General features: G+C 31.7%; 16 protein-coding genes and 1 riboswitch. Of the genes, 15 read left to right on the top strand and 1 reads right to left on the bottom strand.

The genetic code is table 11. The features are described 5' to 3' along the window. The first annotated feature begins 95 nt into the window (after window positions 1-95). From C661_RS0115835 to lplA, 14 genes are all read left to right on the top strand, one after another. Complete coding sequence (locus C661_RS0115835; RefSeq protein WP_017416324.1) at window positions 96-1,400, top strand: B12-binding domain-containing radical SAM protein; 1,305 nt, start codon at window positions 96-98, stop codon at window positions 1,398-1,400. A gap of 158 nt (window positions 1,401-1,558) precedes the next feature. Continuing rightward, window positions 1,559-2,203 carry a class I SAM-dependent DNA methyltransferase gene (locus C661_RS0115840; RefSeq protein WP_017416325.1) on the top strand — a complete coding sequence of 215 codons (645 nt, stop codon included), beginning with the start codon at window positions 1,559-1,561 and terminating at the stop codon, window positions 2,201-2,203. A gap of 1 nt (window position 2,204) precedes the next feature. Then, window positions 2,205-3,560, top strand: a complete 1,356-nt coding sequence (locus C661_RS0115845; RefSeq protein ID WP_017416326.1) for a B12-binding domain-containing radical SAM protein — start codon at window positions 2,205-2,207, stop codon at window positions 3,558-3,560. A gap of 200 nt (window positions 3,561-3,760) precedes the next feature. Beyond that, window positions 3,761-5,122, top strand: a complete 1,362-nt coding sequence (locus C661_RS0115850; RefSeq protein ID WP_017416327.1) for a B12-binding domain-containing radical SAM protein — start codon at window positions 3,761-3,763, stop codon at window positions 5,120-5,122. A gap of 15 nt (window positions 5,123-5,137) precedes the next feature. Next, window positions 5,138-6,454, top strand: a complete 1,317-nt coding sequence (locus C661_RS0115855) for a B12-binding domain-containing radical SAM protein (protein WP_017416328.1) — start codon at window positions 5,138-5,140, stop codon at window positions 6,452-6,454. Window positions 6,455-6,708: 254 nt separating this feature from the next. Beyond that, window positions 6,709-6,822: riboswitch (FMN riboswitch) on the top strand. Window positions 6,823-6,975: 153 nt separating this feature from the next. Further along, window positions 6,976-8,079 (top strand): bifunctional diaminohydroxyphosphoribosylaminopyrimidine deaminase/5-amino-6-(5-phosphoribosylamino)uracil reductase RibD, encoded by a 1,104-nt coding sequence (gene ribD / locus C661_RS0115860; protein ID WP_017416329.1) that lies wholly within the window; start codon window positions 6,976-6,978, stop codon window positions 8,077-8,079. 179 nt (window positions 8,080-8,258) lie between these two features. Then, on the top strand, window positions 8,259-8,909 hold the full coding sequence (locus C661_RS0115865) for a riboflavin synthase (protein ID WP_017416330.1): 651 nt from the start codon (window positions 8,259-8,261) through the stop codon (window positions 8,907-8,909). 17 nt (window positions 8,910-8,926) lie between these two features. Beyond that, the gene (locus C661_RS0115870; protein WP_017416331.1) at window positions 8,927-10,144 is read left to right on the top strand and encodes a bifunctional 3,4-dihydroxy-2-butanone-4-phosphate synthase/GTP cyclohydrolase II; all 1,218 of its coding nucleotides are present in this window, start codon (window positions 8,927-8,929) and stop codon (window positions 10,142-10,144) included. Window positions 10,145-10,163: 19 nt separating this feature from the next. Further along, on the top strand, window positions 10,164-10,625 hold the full coding sequence (gene ribH, locus C661_RS0115875; protein WP_017416332.1) for a 6,7-dimethyl-8-ribityllumazine synthase: 462 nt from the start codon (window positions 10,164-10,166) through the stop codon (window positions 10,623-10,625). Window positions 10,626-11,157: 532 nt separating this feature from the next. Continuing rightward, window positions 11,158-12,390 carry an MFS transporter gene (locus C661_RS0115885; protein ID WP_017416334.1) on the top strand — a complete coding sequence of 411 codons (1,233 nt, stop codon included), beginning with the start codon at window positions 11,158-11,160 and terminating at the stop codon, window positions 12,388-12,390. Window positions 12,391-12,680: 290 nt separating this feature from the next. Beyond that, window positions 12,681-13,115, top strand: coding sequence for a MarR family winged helix-turn-helix transcriptional regulator (locus C661_RS0115890; RefSeq protein WP_017416335.1), 435 nt, complete (start codon window positions 12,681-12,683; stop codon window positions 13,113-13,115). Between the two features lie 160 nt (window positions 13,116-13,275). After that, on the top strand, window positions 13,276-13,629 hold the full coding sequence (locus C661_RS0115895; RefSeq protein ID WP_017416336.1) for a carboxymuconolactone decarboxylase family protein: 354 nt from the start codon (window positions 13,276-13,278) through the stop codon (window positions 13,627-13,629). A gap of 177 nt (window positions 13,630-13,806) precedes the next feature. Beyond that, window positions 13,807-15,507 carry a dihydrolipoyl dehydrogenase gene (gene lpdA / locus C661_RS0115900; RefSeq protein WP_017416337.1) on the top strand — a complete coding sequence of 567 codons (1,701 nt, stop codon included), beginning with the start codon at window positions 13,807-13,809 and terminating at the stop codon, window positions 15,505-15,507. Further along, on the top strand, window positions 15,497-16,495 hold the full coding sequence (lplA, locus tag C661_RS0115905; RefSeq protein ID WP_017416338.1) for a lipoate--protein ligase: 999 nt from the start codon (window positions 15,497-15,499) through the stop codon (window positions 16,493-16,495). Before lpdA ends, lplA begins: the two co-directional genes overlap by 11 nt. Before the next feature lie 164 nt (window positions 16,496-16,659). Here lplA and C661_RS0115910 read toward each other — a convergent pair whose 3' ends face one another. Further along, window positions 16,660-17,226: a CD3073 family putative ECF transporter S component gene (locus C661_RS0115910; RefSeq protein ID WP_017416339.1), complete on the bottom strand. Its 567-nt coding sequence runs from the start codon at window positions 17,224-17,226 to the stop codon at window positions 16,660-16,662. Window positions 17,227-17,581: 355 nt separating this feature from the next. Between C661_RS0115910 and C661_RS0115915 the strand changes: the two genes are divergently transcribed. After that, window positions 17,582-18,067: a CD3072 family TudS-related putative desulfidase gene (locus C661_RS0115915; protein WP_017416340.1), complete on the top strand. Its 486-nt coding sequence runs from the start codon at window positions 17,582-17,584 to the stop codon at window positions 18,065-18,067. Window positions 18,068-18,279: the final 212 nt, after the last annotated feature.

Consider the following 18,279-nt stretch of genomic DNA (forward strand, 5'->3'; position numbering starts at 1 on the left):
CCATATTTAGCAAAGTGAAAACATACTAAAGGGAATAGTTGGTTAGAAGTATTGAGTATTTTGTTATATATAAATAAGTCTGAAGGAGATTTTTAATGAAAATAATGCTAATTAGAATTAAAGCTCAAAGTGCATACAATGTGATTTCTCCAATTGTAGTGGAGCCTTTAGAATTAGAATATATAGCTACATTACTAGAGGATTATAAACTTCAGTATTTTATTCAAGACGAAGTTATAAGTAAGAAGAACACTCTAAAGGTTTTTAAAGGAGAAAAGCCACAGGTGGTTATCATGTCAGGTTATCTAAACAATGTGACCACTATGATTTATTATGCGGTACAAATGAAGAAGACTAATCCAAGCACTATTATTATAGTAGGAGGAGTTCATGCTGAGGTTAACTATAAGGATTTTTTCCATGAGGCTATTGATATTGTATGTTACTCAGGCGGTTTTAAGCCCTTAGAACACCTTGCCAGCGGTAGCTTTAATAAGGACTACTTTTCTGAGGTTAAGGGTATTTGTTGTAAGGGAGAAAAAGGTCAATGGAAGATCAATGAAAGGGAAGTTTTTAATCCGGAGAAGCAAAAACCACCAAATAGAGCTTTTTTCTATAAAAATAAGAATAAGTTTAAATACTTAAATTTAGGTTCTTATGCCATGATTAAAACTTCTTACGGATGTCCTTATTCCTGTAACTTTTGCTATTGTAGGCTTTTAAATGGAGGAGTTTATACTCAAAGAGCATTAGAGGGTGTTTTGAAAGAAATAAAAAGTATTAATTGTGAAAATATATGGATTATAGATGATACTTTTCTTATTTCTAGAGAAAGATTAATAGCTTTTGCTCATATGTTAAAAACAAATAAAATTGAGAAGAATTTTATAATTTATTCTAGAGCTGATTTTATTGTGAAAAATAAAGACTTGCTTCCTCTTATTCAGGAAATAGGCATAAAACAAGTAATAGTTGGGTTAGAAGCAGTGGATAGTGAAGAACTTCAAGGTTTTTCTAAGGGAACAAATAGTAATATCAATGAAAATTGTGTAGCTTTTTTAAAGGAATTTGGAATAGAGTGTGTTGGATTATTTGTAACTCACATTAATTACAAAAAACAAGATTTTAATAAGTTATATAAATGGATTAAAAGGGTTGGACTAAAGTTATGTACATTTTCAATATATACACCCCTTCCAGGTACAGAACTTTATGAAAGATATAAAGATGAAATAAGGTTCCATAATTATGATAAAATGGATTTTCTCCATCTTTTAATTAAGCCAACTAATCTTTCTGTTTTAAAGTACTATTTTTATTTTTATATCCTGCATTTTAAAGTGTATTTTAACACTTTAAAATTAATGCTTTTCAGCAATGGAAAGTCCATTAAGAAATAATGAGTTTATTAAGCACCTTTCAAGTGGCTATAAATTTTTATTTATGAAATATTGAATATAAGGATTTTATTTCAGGGGTAAAAGATTTTCAATAGTGAGAGTTAGGTTAGTAAAATACAATAGGTCTAATTTGATTATAATTTTAGGGGGAAATAGTTATGAGTATTTGGGACTTTTGGGCATCGAAATATGAAAGATTATGGGTTCAGAAATATTCCTTAGGACCAACTAGAAAAGTTATCCTAAAAGAGATAGAAGAAATAATTAGAAGTGATAATAGAAGAAATAATGAATCTACAAATAGAGGAAAAATAGCACTTCTTGATGTGGGGTGCGGCACAGGTCAGCTAACAAGAGAAATTGAGGAAGAGTTTAGGAAGGATATTTATTCATTGGAAGGAATAGATTATTCTAAGGCCATGGTAGAGGAAGCAAGGAAAAAGACTTCAAAAATAATCTATAGTAACTGTGCAATAGAAGAATTTAAGGCAGAAAAGAAGCATAGAATTATAACTTGTAGCCATTCTTTTCCCTACTATAAAGACAAAAAAGCAACTATGGAAAAGTTTTATAATTTGCTAGAGGACCAGGGATATTTAATTTTAGCTCAAGCTTCTGAAAGAAGTTTTTATGATAAAGTAGCTATGTTTATAGTTAAATTCACTACTACTAAGGCTAAATATTTGAGTCCAAAGGAAATAAGAGAGCTGACAAAGGACTATTTTATTTTGGAAAAAGAGATTCTTATAAGAGAAAGAGCTTATATGCCATCTATAGTAGTTTTTAAATTAAGGAGGAAATAGTTTGAAGATTTTACTAGTAAGACCAAGGCCGCCGAAGGAAACTATAGGACTTCAAAGTGTAATGATTTGTGAGCCTCTAGAACTTGAATATTTAGTAGCTAATATTAAGCCTTTAGGACATGAGATAGAAATTCTAGATATGATTCTAGAAAGGAATTCTTTAGAATATTATATAAAAAAATATAACCCTGAAGTAGTGGGAATCACTGGGTATATTTCTCATGTAAATGTAATTAAGAATTATGCAAAAGAAATAAAAGGGGTATCAAGGGCTATAAAAGTTGTGGTTGGAGGAGTTCATGCAGAAGTAGTACCTGAAGATTTTTTATCAGAGCACATTGATTATATAATAAGAGCTAATGGAATTCAAACCTTTACAAATATTATTAATTCCCTAGAAACACATGAGTGTTCTAAAGTTCCAGGGACCTATGGCGGCGAAATAATTGAGAAGGCTATGGAATTCACATGGAAGCATCCAGATAGGAAAAGTGTAAGTAGGTATAGAAATAGATACTATTACATGTTCCATAATCCTTGTGCACTTATTAAAACTTCTTACGGATGTCCCTATAAGTGCAGTTTTTGTTTTTGTAGAAACATTACTGATGGGAAGTATTTTGCCAGGGATTTAGAGGATATTGTATGTGAATTAAAAGATATTGAAGAAGAGGAAGTTTATATTGTAGATGATGATTTTCTTTTTAATAAGGAAAGATTATTAAAGTTTGCAGAAATCCTCAAAGCTCACGGAATTAAAAAGAAGTTTTTAGTTTATGGAAGATCAGATTTTATAGCAGAAAATCAGCAAGTCATTGAAAAACTTTCAGAAGTAGGCCTTAGGGCTTGTATTGTAGGACTTGAATCTTCAAGTGAGGAAGAATTAATAAAGTATAATAAAAAATCTGAAGTGAAATTAAATGAAAGAGCTGTTGAAGTTCTTCAAAAATATGATATAGAATGTTATGCTACTTTAATACTAGGAATAGATTGGGGTAAAGAGGACTTTGACAGGTTATACCAGTGGGTAAAAAAACTCAATATAAGATTTGTTAACCTTCAGCCCTTCACTCCACTTCCAGGAACAGATTTATTTCAGCAGTATAAAAACCAGTTAATAGTAAAGAGAGAAGAGTATGAAAAGTGGGATTTAGCTCACCTGACAGTGACTCCATCAAAGTTATCCATTAGAAATTATTATTTCAATATAATAAAACTATATTACAAGATCATCATGAGGCCATCAAATGTACTTTATATCATAAAGAAATATGGATTCCTAGAAACCTTGAAACTTTCTATTGGAAGTTCTAATATATCAATGCAATATATTTTAAAGGCTATTAGGGGGAAATAACCTTATGTGAGTCTCTTGGAGACAACGAGGTTAGTGCGGAATTTGGGTAGAACCTGAAAAATAGTCATATATTAGATTCATATGTAGTGACTTGCTTTATGCATTTGGAAACCTTAAAAGCCATGGTAAAATTAACTAAGAGTTATGTAGTAACTTTGATTTTATAAATATAAATAAAATAGAAAAGGAAAGATGGTTAAATGAGAATTTTACTTGTTCGTCCTCCAAGAATTAAACAAGCTGTTACTCTAGGAGAAATGATGTTTTGTGAACCTCTAGGACTTGAATGCGTATACAAAGTTCTGAAAGAAGATCACCGTGTTGAAATTTTAGATCTAATGGTAACTGGAGAAAACTTCTCAAAAACCCTTAAAGAATTCAATCCAGATATAGTAGGGATAACTTCTCTTTGTATAGATGTAAACAATGTAATAAAACTGGCAAAGGAAGCAAAGGAATTAAAACCTGAGGCAATTACCTTTGTAGGGGGAACTCAAGCTTATTTAAATCCAGAAGGATTTTTTACAAATCACATAGATCATGTTTTTAAGTACACTACAACAGATAATTTAAAAAAGTTTATGCACATCATATCCAAGGGAGTCGTTGAACCCATAGATGGAATTCATAGTAGAGCTTTGGATTTTATAGGAACCAACGTCCATGGAAGAAATGAATATATGGTACCAGATAGAATAGCAACTAAAAAATATAGAAGCAAATATAGTTATTTAGGCTATAAACCCTGCGCTATAATGCAAACCTCTTTAGGTTGCAGTAAAAACTGTGATTTTTGCTTAAGGTGGAGAATTGAAGGTGCTAAGGAAAAGGATATTCAATTAGCTTTGATAATAAAACAACTTAAGGAAATTGAAGAGCCGTCTGTTATGATTTGTGACAATGATTTTTTAAATGACGAAGAGCGATTAGAAAAATTTTGTGATTTATTAGAGCAAGAAGATATAGTTAAGAATTTTATTTGTTATGGCAGTGTTCATAGTGTACTATCTCATCCACATACCATAAGTAGGTTAAAGGATAATGGGCTTAAAGCTGTTCTTGTGGGATATGAAACATTTAATAACGAGGAAATGAAAAACTACAAGAAAAAATCCACTGTAGAGGATAATATTAAAGCTAGCAAAATTTTAAAACAAATAGGTATTGATGTTTGGGCTTCTTTTATGCTTCACCCTGATTGGGATTTAAAGGATTTTAAATCCATGAAAAGTTATGTAAGAAAGCTTAAACCAGAGATATCCACCTTTAGTCCTTTGACCCCATTTCCTAATTTGCCAATGTATAAGGAGTATAAGGAAAGAGTTATATACAATCCAACGGAGTATGAGGCATGGAGTTTTGGTAAAATAACTATAATGCCTTCAAAAATGTCTTTAAGAAGATATTATTTTGAACTTTTAAGGTTTGTACTTTATATAAATATTAGAATGAATAGCACCTCCTATATGATAAAAAGATTTGGACCGGGTACTGTGCTTAGAATGGCCAAAGGGTCTTTTGGAGTAGTGAAGACCTATTTAAAACTTATGATTACATCATAGTGAAGGAGAGAGTTAATGAAAAAAATATTACTAATTCAACCAACACCTTATGATAATGCTGGAAACCTCATAAAAAAGAAAAAACTGTATTTTGTAGGCCTTGCCTTGCCACTTCTAGCTGCTTTAACACCAGAAGAGTATCAGGTGGAAATAATCTTAGAAACCATTGAAGATATAGATTTTGAAAATGATGCAGACATAGTTGCCATAAGTAGTATGGGACATGCAGTTATTAGAACTTTAGATATAGCAGCAGAGTTTAAGAAAAGAGGAAAAACAGTAATTTTAGGAGGTTACATGGTAAGTCTTATGCCTGAAGAGGCAAAAAAGTATTGTGATGCAGTAGTTGTTGGAGATGCAGAGTCTGTTTGGGAAGATTTATTAAAAGATTATGAAAGTGGACAGCTTAAACCTTTATATAAAAAACAATTAACAACGTTACAAACACCAGTGCCAAGATATGACTTAATCCTAAATAAAAAAATAGGGGATTTTTTACCAGTGCAAGCAGGACGAGGATGTCCAAATGCCTGTAGTTTTTGTTCAGTATATTGCCTTTATAAAACTAGATACTTCAGAAGAGAAATTAAGGATGTTATAAGGGATATAAAGAAGGTGAAAAAACTTGGGTTTAAAAAGTTCCTTTTATTAGATGACAATATACTTTCAGATAGAGATTATATGTTTGAACTTTGTAGAGAAATAGAAAAGCTAAACATGCAATGGTTGTCCCAATGCTCTGTAAAAATTGGGGATGATGAAGAACTTTTAAAAGCTGTAGCTAAAAGTGGTTGTATAGCCTTAAGTTTTGGACTCGAAAGCATAAGCAAAGAAAGTCTAAATAGTATGAATAAAGCTTGGGAAAATCCAAAGGATTATCCAAGATTATTAAAGAAAATACAAAAGGCAGGAATAGATGTGTCCACAGAAATGGTAGTGGGTGCTGAAGGTGATACCTTAGAATCTATTAAGGCAACTAGTGACTTTATAAGAGATAATAAAATTGTGGTTCCTAGGTTCTACATTTTAACGCCTATTCCAGGAACAAAGTTTTATGAAGATATGATGAAAGAAAATCGAATTTGCAATCATAACATATATTCTTATAATGGAACAGAAGCTGTACACATTCCTAAAAATATGACTCCACAGCAGCTCACAGAGGCCTATTGGCAACTTTACAATGATGTGTTTGCTGTAAGAAGCATTATGGAAAGAACTATTTTTCATTCTGAGTTTTTCAAAAGACCTTTCACTTTCTTATTTTATTTGTCAGTGAATTTTTATTATAGATACCAAATTAAAAGAAAAATAACTCCTAATATAATTTAATTTAGTTTCGGTAGATGTAAGGTAAAATAATTACAATTATTAGTAAGGTTAGTTTTGAATTTATTAGCCTGATGGCTGAAAATAGTAAATTTTTAGTATTACACTTAATGTTGAAATTCTAGTATTCACAAATGGATTAAATAGTTAATATTTATAACACAAAGTCATAAGAAATTTACTATTTTAAGTAAAATTCCTATTGACTAATAAAATACACAGTGTTATATTTAGCTTGTGAATTTTACAACAATTTAATAAGTCTTCAGGGCGGGGTGTAAGTCCCCACCGGCGGTATAGCCCGCGAGCCGTAAGGCAGATTCGGTGTAACTCCGAAGCCGACAGTATAGTCTGGATGGAAGAAGAAAAATATAATATTGCAGTACCCTTTTATATGTAAAATTAGGAATAGTTTACGTATTTTTGGCTATAGTATTATTAAAGTATAAGGAATTAAGCCCTGAGAATAAAATCTCAGGGCTTTTAATATTATAGTCACAATATGATTCGTACCTAGGAAGGGAATGATTAAGTTGGATATTCAGTATATGAAAAGAGCTCTTAAACTTGCAGAAATGGGCATTGGCTTTACAAATCCTAACCCATTGGTAGGAGCTGTTATAGTGAAAAATGGAAAGGTAATTGGGGAAGGATACCATGAAGTTTATGGAAGCCATCATGCAGAAATAAATGCTTTTAAAAATGTCACAGAAGAGGTGAAAGGAGCAACTATGTATGTAACCTTAGAGCCTTGTTCTCATTATGGAAAAACACCTCCTTGTGCAAGGGCAATTGTTGAGAATGGAATTAAAAAAGTTGTTATAGGCTTAAAGGATCCTAATCCCTTAGTTAGTGGGAAAGGAATAAAAATTTTACAAGATGCAGGTATTGAGGTGGTCACTGGTGTCCTAGAGGAAGAAGGAAAAAAGCTGAATGAAGTTTTTTTAAAGTACATAACAACGAGTACACCCTTTTGTGTTATGAAGACTGCAATGACTTTAGACGGTAAAATTGCAGCTTATACAGGAGACTCAAAGTGGGTTACAGGAGAGGCTTCAAGAAAATACGTACACCAATTAAGACATAGATTATCAGGAATAATGGTGGGAATTGGTACTGTTCTTGTAGATGATCCCATGCTTACTACCAGATTAGAAGGTGTAAACTCTAGGGATCCAGTTAGAATAATTGTGGATTCTTCAGCAAAAATATCTTTAGAGGCAGAGGTATTAAATCTTTCCTCAAATGCAAAGACTATAATTGCTACTACTGAGAAGGCAAATCAGGATAAAATACGTGAGCTTAAGGAAAAAGGCGCAGAAATAATAGTTACTCCTTTAAAAAATAATAGTGTGGACCTAACCTATTTAATGAAAATACTTGGAGAAATGAAAATTGACAGTGTTCTCTTAGAGGGGGGAAGTAGGCTTAACTACTCAGCTCTAGAAGAAGGAATTGTGGATAAAGTCAATGCTTTTATTGCTCCAAAGATTATAGGTGGTGAAACTTCAAAAACTCCAGTGGGAGGAATTGGAAAAGAGTTCATGAAAGATGCGATAACTCTTAAAGAGATAAGGGTTCATCACTTTGGGCAGGACTTAATGGTAGAGGGGTACATAGAAAAATAAGAAGACTAATTGAAGCATAGAGGTAAAGAAAAGTTTACTATATAAAAATGAATATAAGTAAAAGTACTTATACAACTGAAGATTAAAAAACATAATTTCAAATAAACTTTTAATAAAGAATAAAAATAAAAAGCACATAGGTTAAAGAAGTTTAATTTTAAAAGGAGGTGTAGCATTAATTGTTTACAGGGTTAGTGGAAGAAATAGGGGTAGTTGAAGCTATTTCTAAATCAACAAAATCAGCAAGAATAACCATAAAGGCAAATAAAGTCCTTGAAGAGGTAAAACTTGGGGACAGTATTTGTACTAATGGAGTATGTCTCACTGTAACATCTTTTAGCAGTAGTAAATTCACCGTAGATGCAATGGCTGAAACCATGAGAAGAAGCAATCTAAGTAACTTTTCTATTGGAGAAGAAGTAAATCTAGAAAGAGCTTTAAGAGTAGGTGATAGATTAGGTGGACATATTGTTTCTGGTCATATAGATGGGATGGGTACAATTTCAAGCTTTGAAAAAGAAGATAATGCAGTGTGGATAACAATTAATACTTCAGAGCAAATACTAAAGTATATTGTACAGAAGGGTTCAATAGCAATTGATGGGGTAAGCTTAACCGTGGCTTATGTTGATAATAAGGTATTTAAAGTTTCAATTATTCCACATACTAAGGACTTGACAACCCTTCTTAGAAAGAAAGTTGGAGATGTGGTGAATTTAGAGTGTGATGTTTTAGGAAAGTATGTTGAGAAGTTTTTAGGTGCAAGGGAGCAAGCTCCAATAAATAAGGGCATAGATTTTAATTTTCTTAGTGAAAATGGTTTTGCATAATAGGGGAGGAATGAAAAATGAGTAAATTTAATACTATTGAAGAAGCAATTGAGGATATTAAGGCTGGAAAAATGGTGGTAGTAATTGATGATGAGGATAGGGAAAATGAAGGAGATCTTCTTATGGCAGCAGAGAAGGTCACGCCAGAAGCAATTAATTTTATGGCTACCTATGGAAGAGGATTAATTTGTATGCCAGTGGTGGGTGAAAGACTTAAAGAATTAGATATTTATCCAATGGTAAGTGAAAATACAGATTCCCATCACACAGCCTTTACTGTTTCTATCGATGCAGTTGAGACTACTACAGGGATATCAGCTTTTGAAAGAGCCGCTACAATAAAGAAGGTTTTGGACAAGGATACTTTACCTAAAGATTTTAAAAGACCAGGACATATATTCCCCTTAGAAGCTAAGGAGGGTGGAGTTTTAAAACGTGCAGGTCACACGGAAGCAGCAGTAGACCTTGCGAAACTAGCGGGACTTTATCCAGCGGGAGTTATATGTGAAATAATGAGTGAAGATGGTACCATGGCAAGGACTCCAGAACTTATGGAATATGTGAAAAAACATGATCTTAAATTTATAACTATAGCAGATTTAATTGCCTACAGAAGACAAACTGAGGTGTACATAAAAAGAATGGCAGAATGTAAGCTTCCTACAAAGTATGGTGAATTTAAGATGATTGGCTACGAAAGTACCTTAACGGGGGAACATCATGTGGCTTTAGTAAAAGGTGATGTAGGAAATGGAGAACCTGTTCTAATGAGAGTACATTCTGAATGCCTTACTGGAGATGCCTTTGGGTCATTAAGATGTGACTGTGGGCAACAACTTGCAGCAGCAATGAAGGAGGTTGAAAAAGAGGGAAGAGGAATAATTCTTTACATGAGGCAAGAGGGAAGAGGTATAGGCTTAATTAATAAAATAAAAGCTTATGCTCTTCAAGATCAAGGAATGGATACAGTGGAAGCTAACTTAGCCTTAGGTTTTGCAGCAGACCTTAGAGATTATGGTATAGGAGCTCAAATCTTAGTTGATTTAGGAGTTAAGAAGGTAAAGCTTATGACTAATAATCCCAAGAAAATGGCGGGACTTACTGGTTATGGTATAGAAATAGTTGAAAGAAAACCTATTCAAATGAATCACAATGAGAGAAATGAATATTACTTAAAGACCAAAAAGGAAAAACTTGGACATATGTTGGAGTTTAATAATAGCATAGAACAATAAATTATAAGGAGGAATAAAAATGAAGATTTATCAGGGAAAATTAGTAGCACAAGGGTTAAAAATAGGTATTATAGTTGGAAGGTTTAATGAATTTATTGGAGGAAAACTTCTGTCAGGAGCCATAGATGGATTAGTGCGTCATGGAGTAGAGGAAAATGCTATTGAGGTATCCTGGGTGCCTGGAGCTTTCGAAATTCCCCTAGTTGCAAAAAAAATGGCTAAATCTCAAAAGTATGATGCAGTAATTTGTCTTGGAGCAGTAATAAGAGGTGCAACACCACATTTTGATTATGTATCAAGTGAAGTTACAAAGGGTGTAGCCAGTGTTTCTCTTGAAACAGAAGTCCCAGTAATCTTTGGAGTGTTAACTACAGATAGCATTGAGCAAGCAATAGAGAGAGCTGGTACTAAAGCTGGAAACAAAGGTTACGATGCTGCAGTTACGGCAATTGAAATGGCGAATTTATTGAAGGAATTTTAGTAAAGAAAAAAGTCTTTCAAATTTTTAGAATTATGATATAATAGTGTATATGTGGATAAATTCGCATGTACACTATTATTTTTTAGAAATGGAGGGAGTAAGATGTCTGTTATTATCAGGTCTAGCATGTTAGAGTATTTAGCTACAGCACATGCTATTACAGCAATTTTTGGGCACTACGGGATAGGTGCGTCCAAAAATAGATATGTTGTAAGCCTGATAGTGTAGAATTTGCTCTCTTATAAATATAATTATGTGATAAAAATTAATATAAAAAGTGATGATTGAATATTAATTTTACATATATTATGGCAGAAGTGAGCCTCTAAGTATTCTACTTAGGGGTATTTTTATACCCTTTTACAAACTGTAAGGATTTCAACAAATGAATTTTATTATATAACTTAAGATTATTGAGAAAAACTTATCATGTTTTTCATAGGTAAAAATTTTGAGTTATATGAAATTTTGGAGCGCATCAGGTAGGGTGGGCACAAAGAATCTTTACACAAATTTGAAAGGGGATTTTATTATGAATGAAAAATTACAACTTAGAAAAAATGTTTATAAAAATTATATCTATACTTTGTTACAAAATATAGATTTAACTCGAGGAATATGGATGATTTATCTAGCAAGCAAAGGAATGAGCCTAACTCAACTTGGCTTATTAGAAACCATATTTCATATTACATCTTTTACTATGGAAGTTCCAACTGGTGCAGTTGCAGATATCTTTGGAAGGAAGACCAGTAGAATAGTAGGCAGGATTATGTCCTTGATTAGTGTGATAATCTTACTACTTGCTAACAGTTTTCTTTGGTTTTCCATATCCTTTATCTTTACAGCCCTATCCTACAATTTAGAATCAGGTGCTGGAGATGCCTTAATTTATGACTCCCTAAAGGAAATTGGAGAAGAAGAAACCTATATGAAAGTATCTGGTAGAAAAGAATTATTCTTTCAAGTAGCGGGAGTTGTTTCCTTTTTTCTGGGAGGATATTTAGCAACTAAGAGCTATAATATTGCCTTTCTTCTAACTATAGTAATTGCTATAATAACTATAGCTCAATCCTTTACTTTTAAAGAGCCAAATGTAGGTAGGGTAAAGTCAGTTCATGGTGACGAAAATATATTTATTAATCAGCTAAAAACTAGTTTGAAGATTATTTTAAGTAAACCTAAGATAGGATTTTTAATTATATTTACTCAAATTCTTATGGCTTTCTGCACCTGTATATTTTACTATCTTCAAAACTACCTTAAGGGTGACGGGTATAGTGAGGCTATAATAGGTATCATTTATGCAGTAAGTTCTTTAGGCTCAGCCTTAGTTTCAACCCAGGTTCATGCTATAGAGAAAAAGATTAAAGAGCAAGGAATACTTTTGATAACTCCACTACTAACTGTAGGGTGCATCTGGGGAATAACTCTTAGTGAATTTCACTATGTTTTCTTCGTGTTACTAATGATCACTGAAGGAATAATTTATGTTTCTATTAGCGATTATATAAATAAAATGATTCCTAGTGAGAACAGAGCTACTATTCTTTCCTTTGCTAGTATGGTATTTAGCTTTTTCATGATTACATTATTTCCACTCATAGGAGTTCTAGGAGATAAATACTCTTTAAATACTGCCTTTAAGTCCTTGGGAGCAATAGGAATAGCTTTTGTAGTGGTTAATAGCTATATTCTTTTGAAGAGGGATAAGAAGAAGGGGAATATGATTAGTGATGAGAAAGCTACCAGGGCAGAAGAGTAAATTTGCTTTATTTTACAGTGTAAAACTAGAGCACCAAAATTTATAGCATTAAAGATGAAAATTATTTTACTCATCTTCAATAGCGTTAAAAAAACCAAGATAGGTATAGCGTATAAGTTAAAGGTTAACCTTGACTTACCATAAAATAAATGCTAAAAAATACTAGAAGTCATATTTGAGTTTACGAGAAATTTTTTATATTAACTTAATTTTAAAGAGCTACCATAGCCTGTTGATGGTGGAAGAGTAGCTCTTTTTAGCTTATAATATATAATGAGGTGAGAGCATACATGTTTTATTTAGATGATTGTATTGGAATTATAACAAGTAGAGGAACAAAGCATATAGTTGATGCTTTTAACAATAGATTAGCAGTTTATAATATTACAAGGGTTCAGTGGATAGCTCTTTATTACATAGGAAGAAATGAAGGCATAACTCAAAAGGAGCTATCAGAAGAAATGGATTTAAAGGAATCTACAGTTGCAAGGCTTATTGATAGATTAGAAAAAGAAAACACAGTACAGAGAATAAAAGATGTAAAGGATAGAAGAATATCTAAACTATATTTAACTGAAGAAGGGAAAGAAAAAAGGGAAGCTTTACTTCCAATTGGTGAAAATTTCTCTAATGAAGCAATAAAAGATATTAGCGAGAATGATTTGGAAATCTGTAAAGACGTGTTAAATAAGATTGTAATTAATTTAATGGAAGAGCAAAAATAGTTATCTATAGTAAAATCATATATATCTATAGGTAATCATTTAAAAAAACTATATGATAAATTATTGTCAATACCACAAATTAGTGGTATTATCTATATAGATACTTGCCATAGCAACTATTAGTGTTGCAAGTAAATTAAGGTGAATGGAGAGATATATTATGAGTAACAATCCAAGAGAAATGCTAAATGCCTTTATGGGAGGATTACAAGAAGTAGGAACTACTAATGGAGCTAATGTAGAAGCTTTCATGGGACTTTTAGGGGCAACTTATGCACCAGCAGCTTTAGATGTTAAGACAAAAGAATTAATAAGCGTTGCTATCGGTGCTTTCAGTCGTTGTGAATATTGCATAGTATTCCATGTGTACAAGGCATTAGAAGCAGGAGCTACTAGAGCAGAAATAATGGAAGCAGCTATGGTTGCAGTGGCATTTGGTGGAGGCCCATCAATGGCATATTCAGTAACTCTTTTAAAAGAATCAATTGATGAGTTCGAAAAGGACTTTCAATAACTTTTAAACAAATACCTGTGCGATTATATTGTGCAGGTATATTTAACTTTTTTGAAAATCAAAAAGCTTTGTATACTTGTGATTTTATAAAATTTTAACAAAGCTTAAATATATATAAATATTTTTCAAAATTCATTTCAAAGTAATTTTATTTATGAATATAAGGCAGGGATAAAAATGATTGAATTAAAAATAGAAAAATTAGCTGGTCATAGTAAGACAGGAAAAGTTGGAAAAATAAATGTTAAAGTTGGAGATAAGTTAGCTATTGGAGATATAATTTTTCAAGTTGAGGGAGACAAAGGAAATGCTCCAATAAAAGCAAGTTCCTCAGGGGTGTTAAAGGAATTAAAGGTTGAAGAAGGAGCTACAGTAAATGTTGGAGATGTATTCGGAACTATTGAAGGATCTCCAGAGACAATGGAAAAACCAAAGGCTTTTGACTACTTTAATTCAATGTTAAAACCAGTTAAAAGAGAAGTAAGCTGTGATTTGACAGTAATCGGAGCAGGACCAGGAGGGTATGTAGCTGCAATTTATGCTGCTAAAAAAGGTTTAAAAACAGTAATTATTGAAAAAGAAAGCGTAGGAGGAACTTGCTTAAATGTGGGATGCATACCAACAAAAGCATTAGTTCGATCTTCTGAAGTATTTGATGATATAAAACATGGTGAAGACTTTGGGATAAGCATATCAAATGCAGAAGTTAATATGGATAAAGTTATAAAAAGAAAAGATAAAATAGTTAATAAGTTAACTTCAGGTATAGATTTTCTTTTAGAGAAGAATTCAGTAGAGAAAATCACAGGATTAGGTGAGATATTAGATAAGAATAAGGTTTTTGTAAAAGGAAAAAGAGAAGAAGTTACTATAAATACTAAGAATATAATAATTGCAACAGGTTCAAAAATTGCAAATTTAAATATAGAAGGTTTTAGTGGAGATAAAGTATTGAATAGCACTGAAGCATTAAGTATGAAGGAACTTCCTGAAAAAATGGTGATTATAGGTGGCGGTGTTATTGGTATGGAATTTGCCTTTATCTATGCTAACTTTGGGGTAGAGGTTATGGTTGTTGAGTATATGCCAAAGATTCTTTGCACCATGGATGAAGATGTAATTGAAGAAGTTAAAGCCATAGGGGAAGAAAAAGGAATAAAGTTTTTTACCTCATCTAAAGTTACTTCAATTAAGAATAGTGAAGATGGAAAAGCAATTGTATGCTTTGAGAGCAATGGTGAAGACAAATTTATTACTTGTGATAAAGCATTAGTTGCTATAGGAAGAGAACCAAATTTAGAAGGATTAAATGTAGAGAAAATAGGATTAGAGCTAAATTCTAATGGAAGAGGAATTAAGGCTGATGAAAGCTTAAGAACAAACATAGAAAATATTTATGCAATTGGGGATGTTAATAATAAAATCGGACTTGCTCATGTGGCATCTCATGGAGCTATGGTAGCTGTAGATAATATTCTTGGAGAGAAAAAGGAAATGGATTATTCAGCAGTTCCTAGTGTAGTTTACACTACGCCTGAGGTAGCTACTGTTGGAATAACTGAAAAAACAGCTCTTGAACAGGGAATAGCAGTAAAAATTGGTAAATTCCCTTTTATGGCTAATGGTAAGGCTCTAACTTATGGAGAAGAAAGAGGCTTTGTGAAGATAATCAAAGATACTAATAGCAATAAATTGATTGGAGCTTCAATAGTAGGACCACATGCATCAGATTTAATCGGTACATTAACTTTAGCTATTAAAAATAATCTTTCACAAGAGCAAATTAAAGAAACAATTTTTGCCCACCCAACAACCTCAGAAGCAATTCATGAAGCAGCTCTATCTTTAGAAGGTGGTGCAATTCATTTTGATAACTAAAAGAAGGGTAATTCTTTCTGAAAGCTTCAACCCTTACTTTAACTTAGCCTTAGAGGAGTTTCTTTTCAATAAGGTAGAAGATCAGGAGATAATTCTGTATCTTTGGAGAAATAAAAATACAGTGGTAATTGGTAGAAATCAAAACCCTTGGAAAGAATGTAATTTAGAAGTTTTAGCTAATAATAAAGGAATACTAGCAAGAAGACTATCCGGTGGGGGAGCAGTTTATCACGATTTAGGAAACTTAAACTTTACCTTTTTAATGAGAGAAACTAATGAAGACTTAAATAAACAGTTATCAGTGATAATAAATGCCTTAGAAGACCTAGGTATTAAGGCAAGGTTTTCAGGTAGAAATGATATTTTAGTACAAGATAAAAAAATATCTGGAAATGCCTTTTATAGAGATGAAGATAGATACTATCATCATGGAACTTTATTATTTAATGTAGACATGGACATATTACCTAAAATATTAACTCCATCTATAGAAAAACTAGAGTCAAAGGGAATAGATTCTGTTAAAAGCAGAGTAATGAATTTAAAGGATTGCAAAGAAAATCTAACTATTGAAAGTCTTACAAAGGCATTAATTAAGTCCTTTGAATTTAACTATGGACACATTGATAAGATTGAAAGTTTAGATGAAAAATTAAGCCATATAGAAGAGTTAATTAAGAGCTATTCCAGTGAGCTATGGATATATGGAGATTGTCCTAACTTCCAAGTGTCACTAGAGAAAAACTTTAAAGAAGGAAAAATACAACTTAATATTAAGGCTGAAGATGGAAGAATAGAAAAATGTAAAATATACACTGATTCCTTATTAACCAAAGAGTTTGCTTACATAGAAACCCTATTAAAAGGATGTAATTTTAATAAGGCTTACATTTTAAAAAGCCTTGAAGTTAGTAAGGATAACCATGGAGAAAATCAAATCAACGTGATAAATAGAATAAGAGAAATAATAGAAGAAGCTACTATTTAACTCAGTATAGGCTGATATGTTAACAATTTAATAGCTGAAATCCTTAAAGTTTTTAAAACAAAGAGCTGTAGAAATGAAAATATTAATTATCTACAGCTCTTTTTAATTTAAAATTACTATTGGAAACATGTAAAGCATAATTTAATTCAACAAATGATGAACATTTACATATTGTTATTGAATACTTTATCTTTAGTAAATTCATGAGGTAGGGATTTAATTAAAGCCCATACAATCACGCAAGAACCTATTTTATCTAAAAGATTATTTAGTATTTTAGGGATAAAAGATGAAACAAATACAGTGTTACCAACCTTTTGTAGCCACATAAACAAAAAGTCTGAGCCTGTACCAGTTAGTCCTCCATACATCCAAATTCCTATAGGCGTGCCAATAAGAGGGCAGACTACACTTAGAATTACTCCAGTAATAATGGATGAAAGCAAACTCCATTTGAATTTCTTAGCTACAAATCCAACAATTAGACCTACAGCCACATTAACTAGTAAAAAGGGAATATCCTTTGGATTAAATATAATCCCAGTTAATATGTTTGTTAAAGCACCTACAGTAGCACCATACCAAGGACCAAAATAAACTGCCACAAATATAGTACCTATAGTATCAAGGTATAAGGGAAGCTTTAAACTGCTAGTTACAATTCCAAGAACAATGTTTAGTGCTATTGCTATTGCACAAAAAATCATTAAGGACAATTTTTTATCTCTCATTTTTTTCCTCCAAAAATTAAATTATTTACAAACCCATGTAAATTATATTCATGAAGGCTTTATAAATCCAATACTTAATTTGAATAGATACTTGATGCTTTATAAGAAAACCTAATATTACAAGAATTTATGACTAAATGTGATAAAATGCTGATATATGAAAAGAATTATTTTTTCTGATAGTTAGTTAATAGACTTAGGAAGAGATCAGCAATATATAAATAAAAAATATAGGAATATATAAGTAAAAGAATATAACAAAATAATAATATATAGTATTTTGGGATGTTTAGAGCTTTTGCTGTTTTTTAACATGGGGAGAATGAACTATAAAATTGATTAGGATGTGAAATAGATGAATCGAGGTAAAAATTTAGTATTAGTAAGTCATTGTTTATTGAACCAAAATTCCGTAGTGCCACCACTAGCTAGAGCAAAGGGGGCATTTCCTATAGTGAAAGGATTAATAGAAGAGGGCATTGGCATACTACAACTTCCATGTCCGGAGTTTAAGTTTTTAGGACCAGAGAGAAAGCCAATGAGTAAAGAAGAATATGATAGCAAGGAGTATAGGGAGCTTTGTAGAAACTTATTTAAACCTGTTTTAGAGGATATAAAAATATACTTAAAAAGTGGATATAATCTTCTTGGCATCCTTGGTATAAATGAAAGTCCAACCTGTAGTATTACAAAGGAGAGAGGAATATTCATGGAGGAGATACTTGAAGTTCTTGAAAAAGAGAATATAAAAATTAATCATTTTGAAATTCCTACAACTTACACAGAAGGTGAAGATTACAATGAACTATATTCCTCTTTGAAAAAAGAATTAGGAATTTAATTATGCTGTGAAAAAGTAATTTTCCCATTTTTTTAGGTGGGAGTTAAAGCTTCTTTCGAAGTCAATGAGTATAATGAGTTTGTTCAGTACTTAGATTAGAATGTAAGCTATTTAAAATTAATAGAAGTTATATAAATTTGAATTATAAATATAAAGGATGCCTGCAAAAATAGTTATCAGTCATCCTTTTATATTTATAAATTCATAGGAAA

Origin of the sequence: Clostridium tunisiense TJ (genome assembly GCF_000300195.1) — a bacterium.
GTDB classification, from domain to species: Bacteria; Bacillota; Clostridia; order Clostridiales; family Clostridiaceae; genus Clostridium_J; species Clostridium_J tunisiense.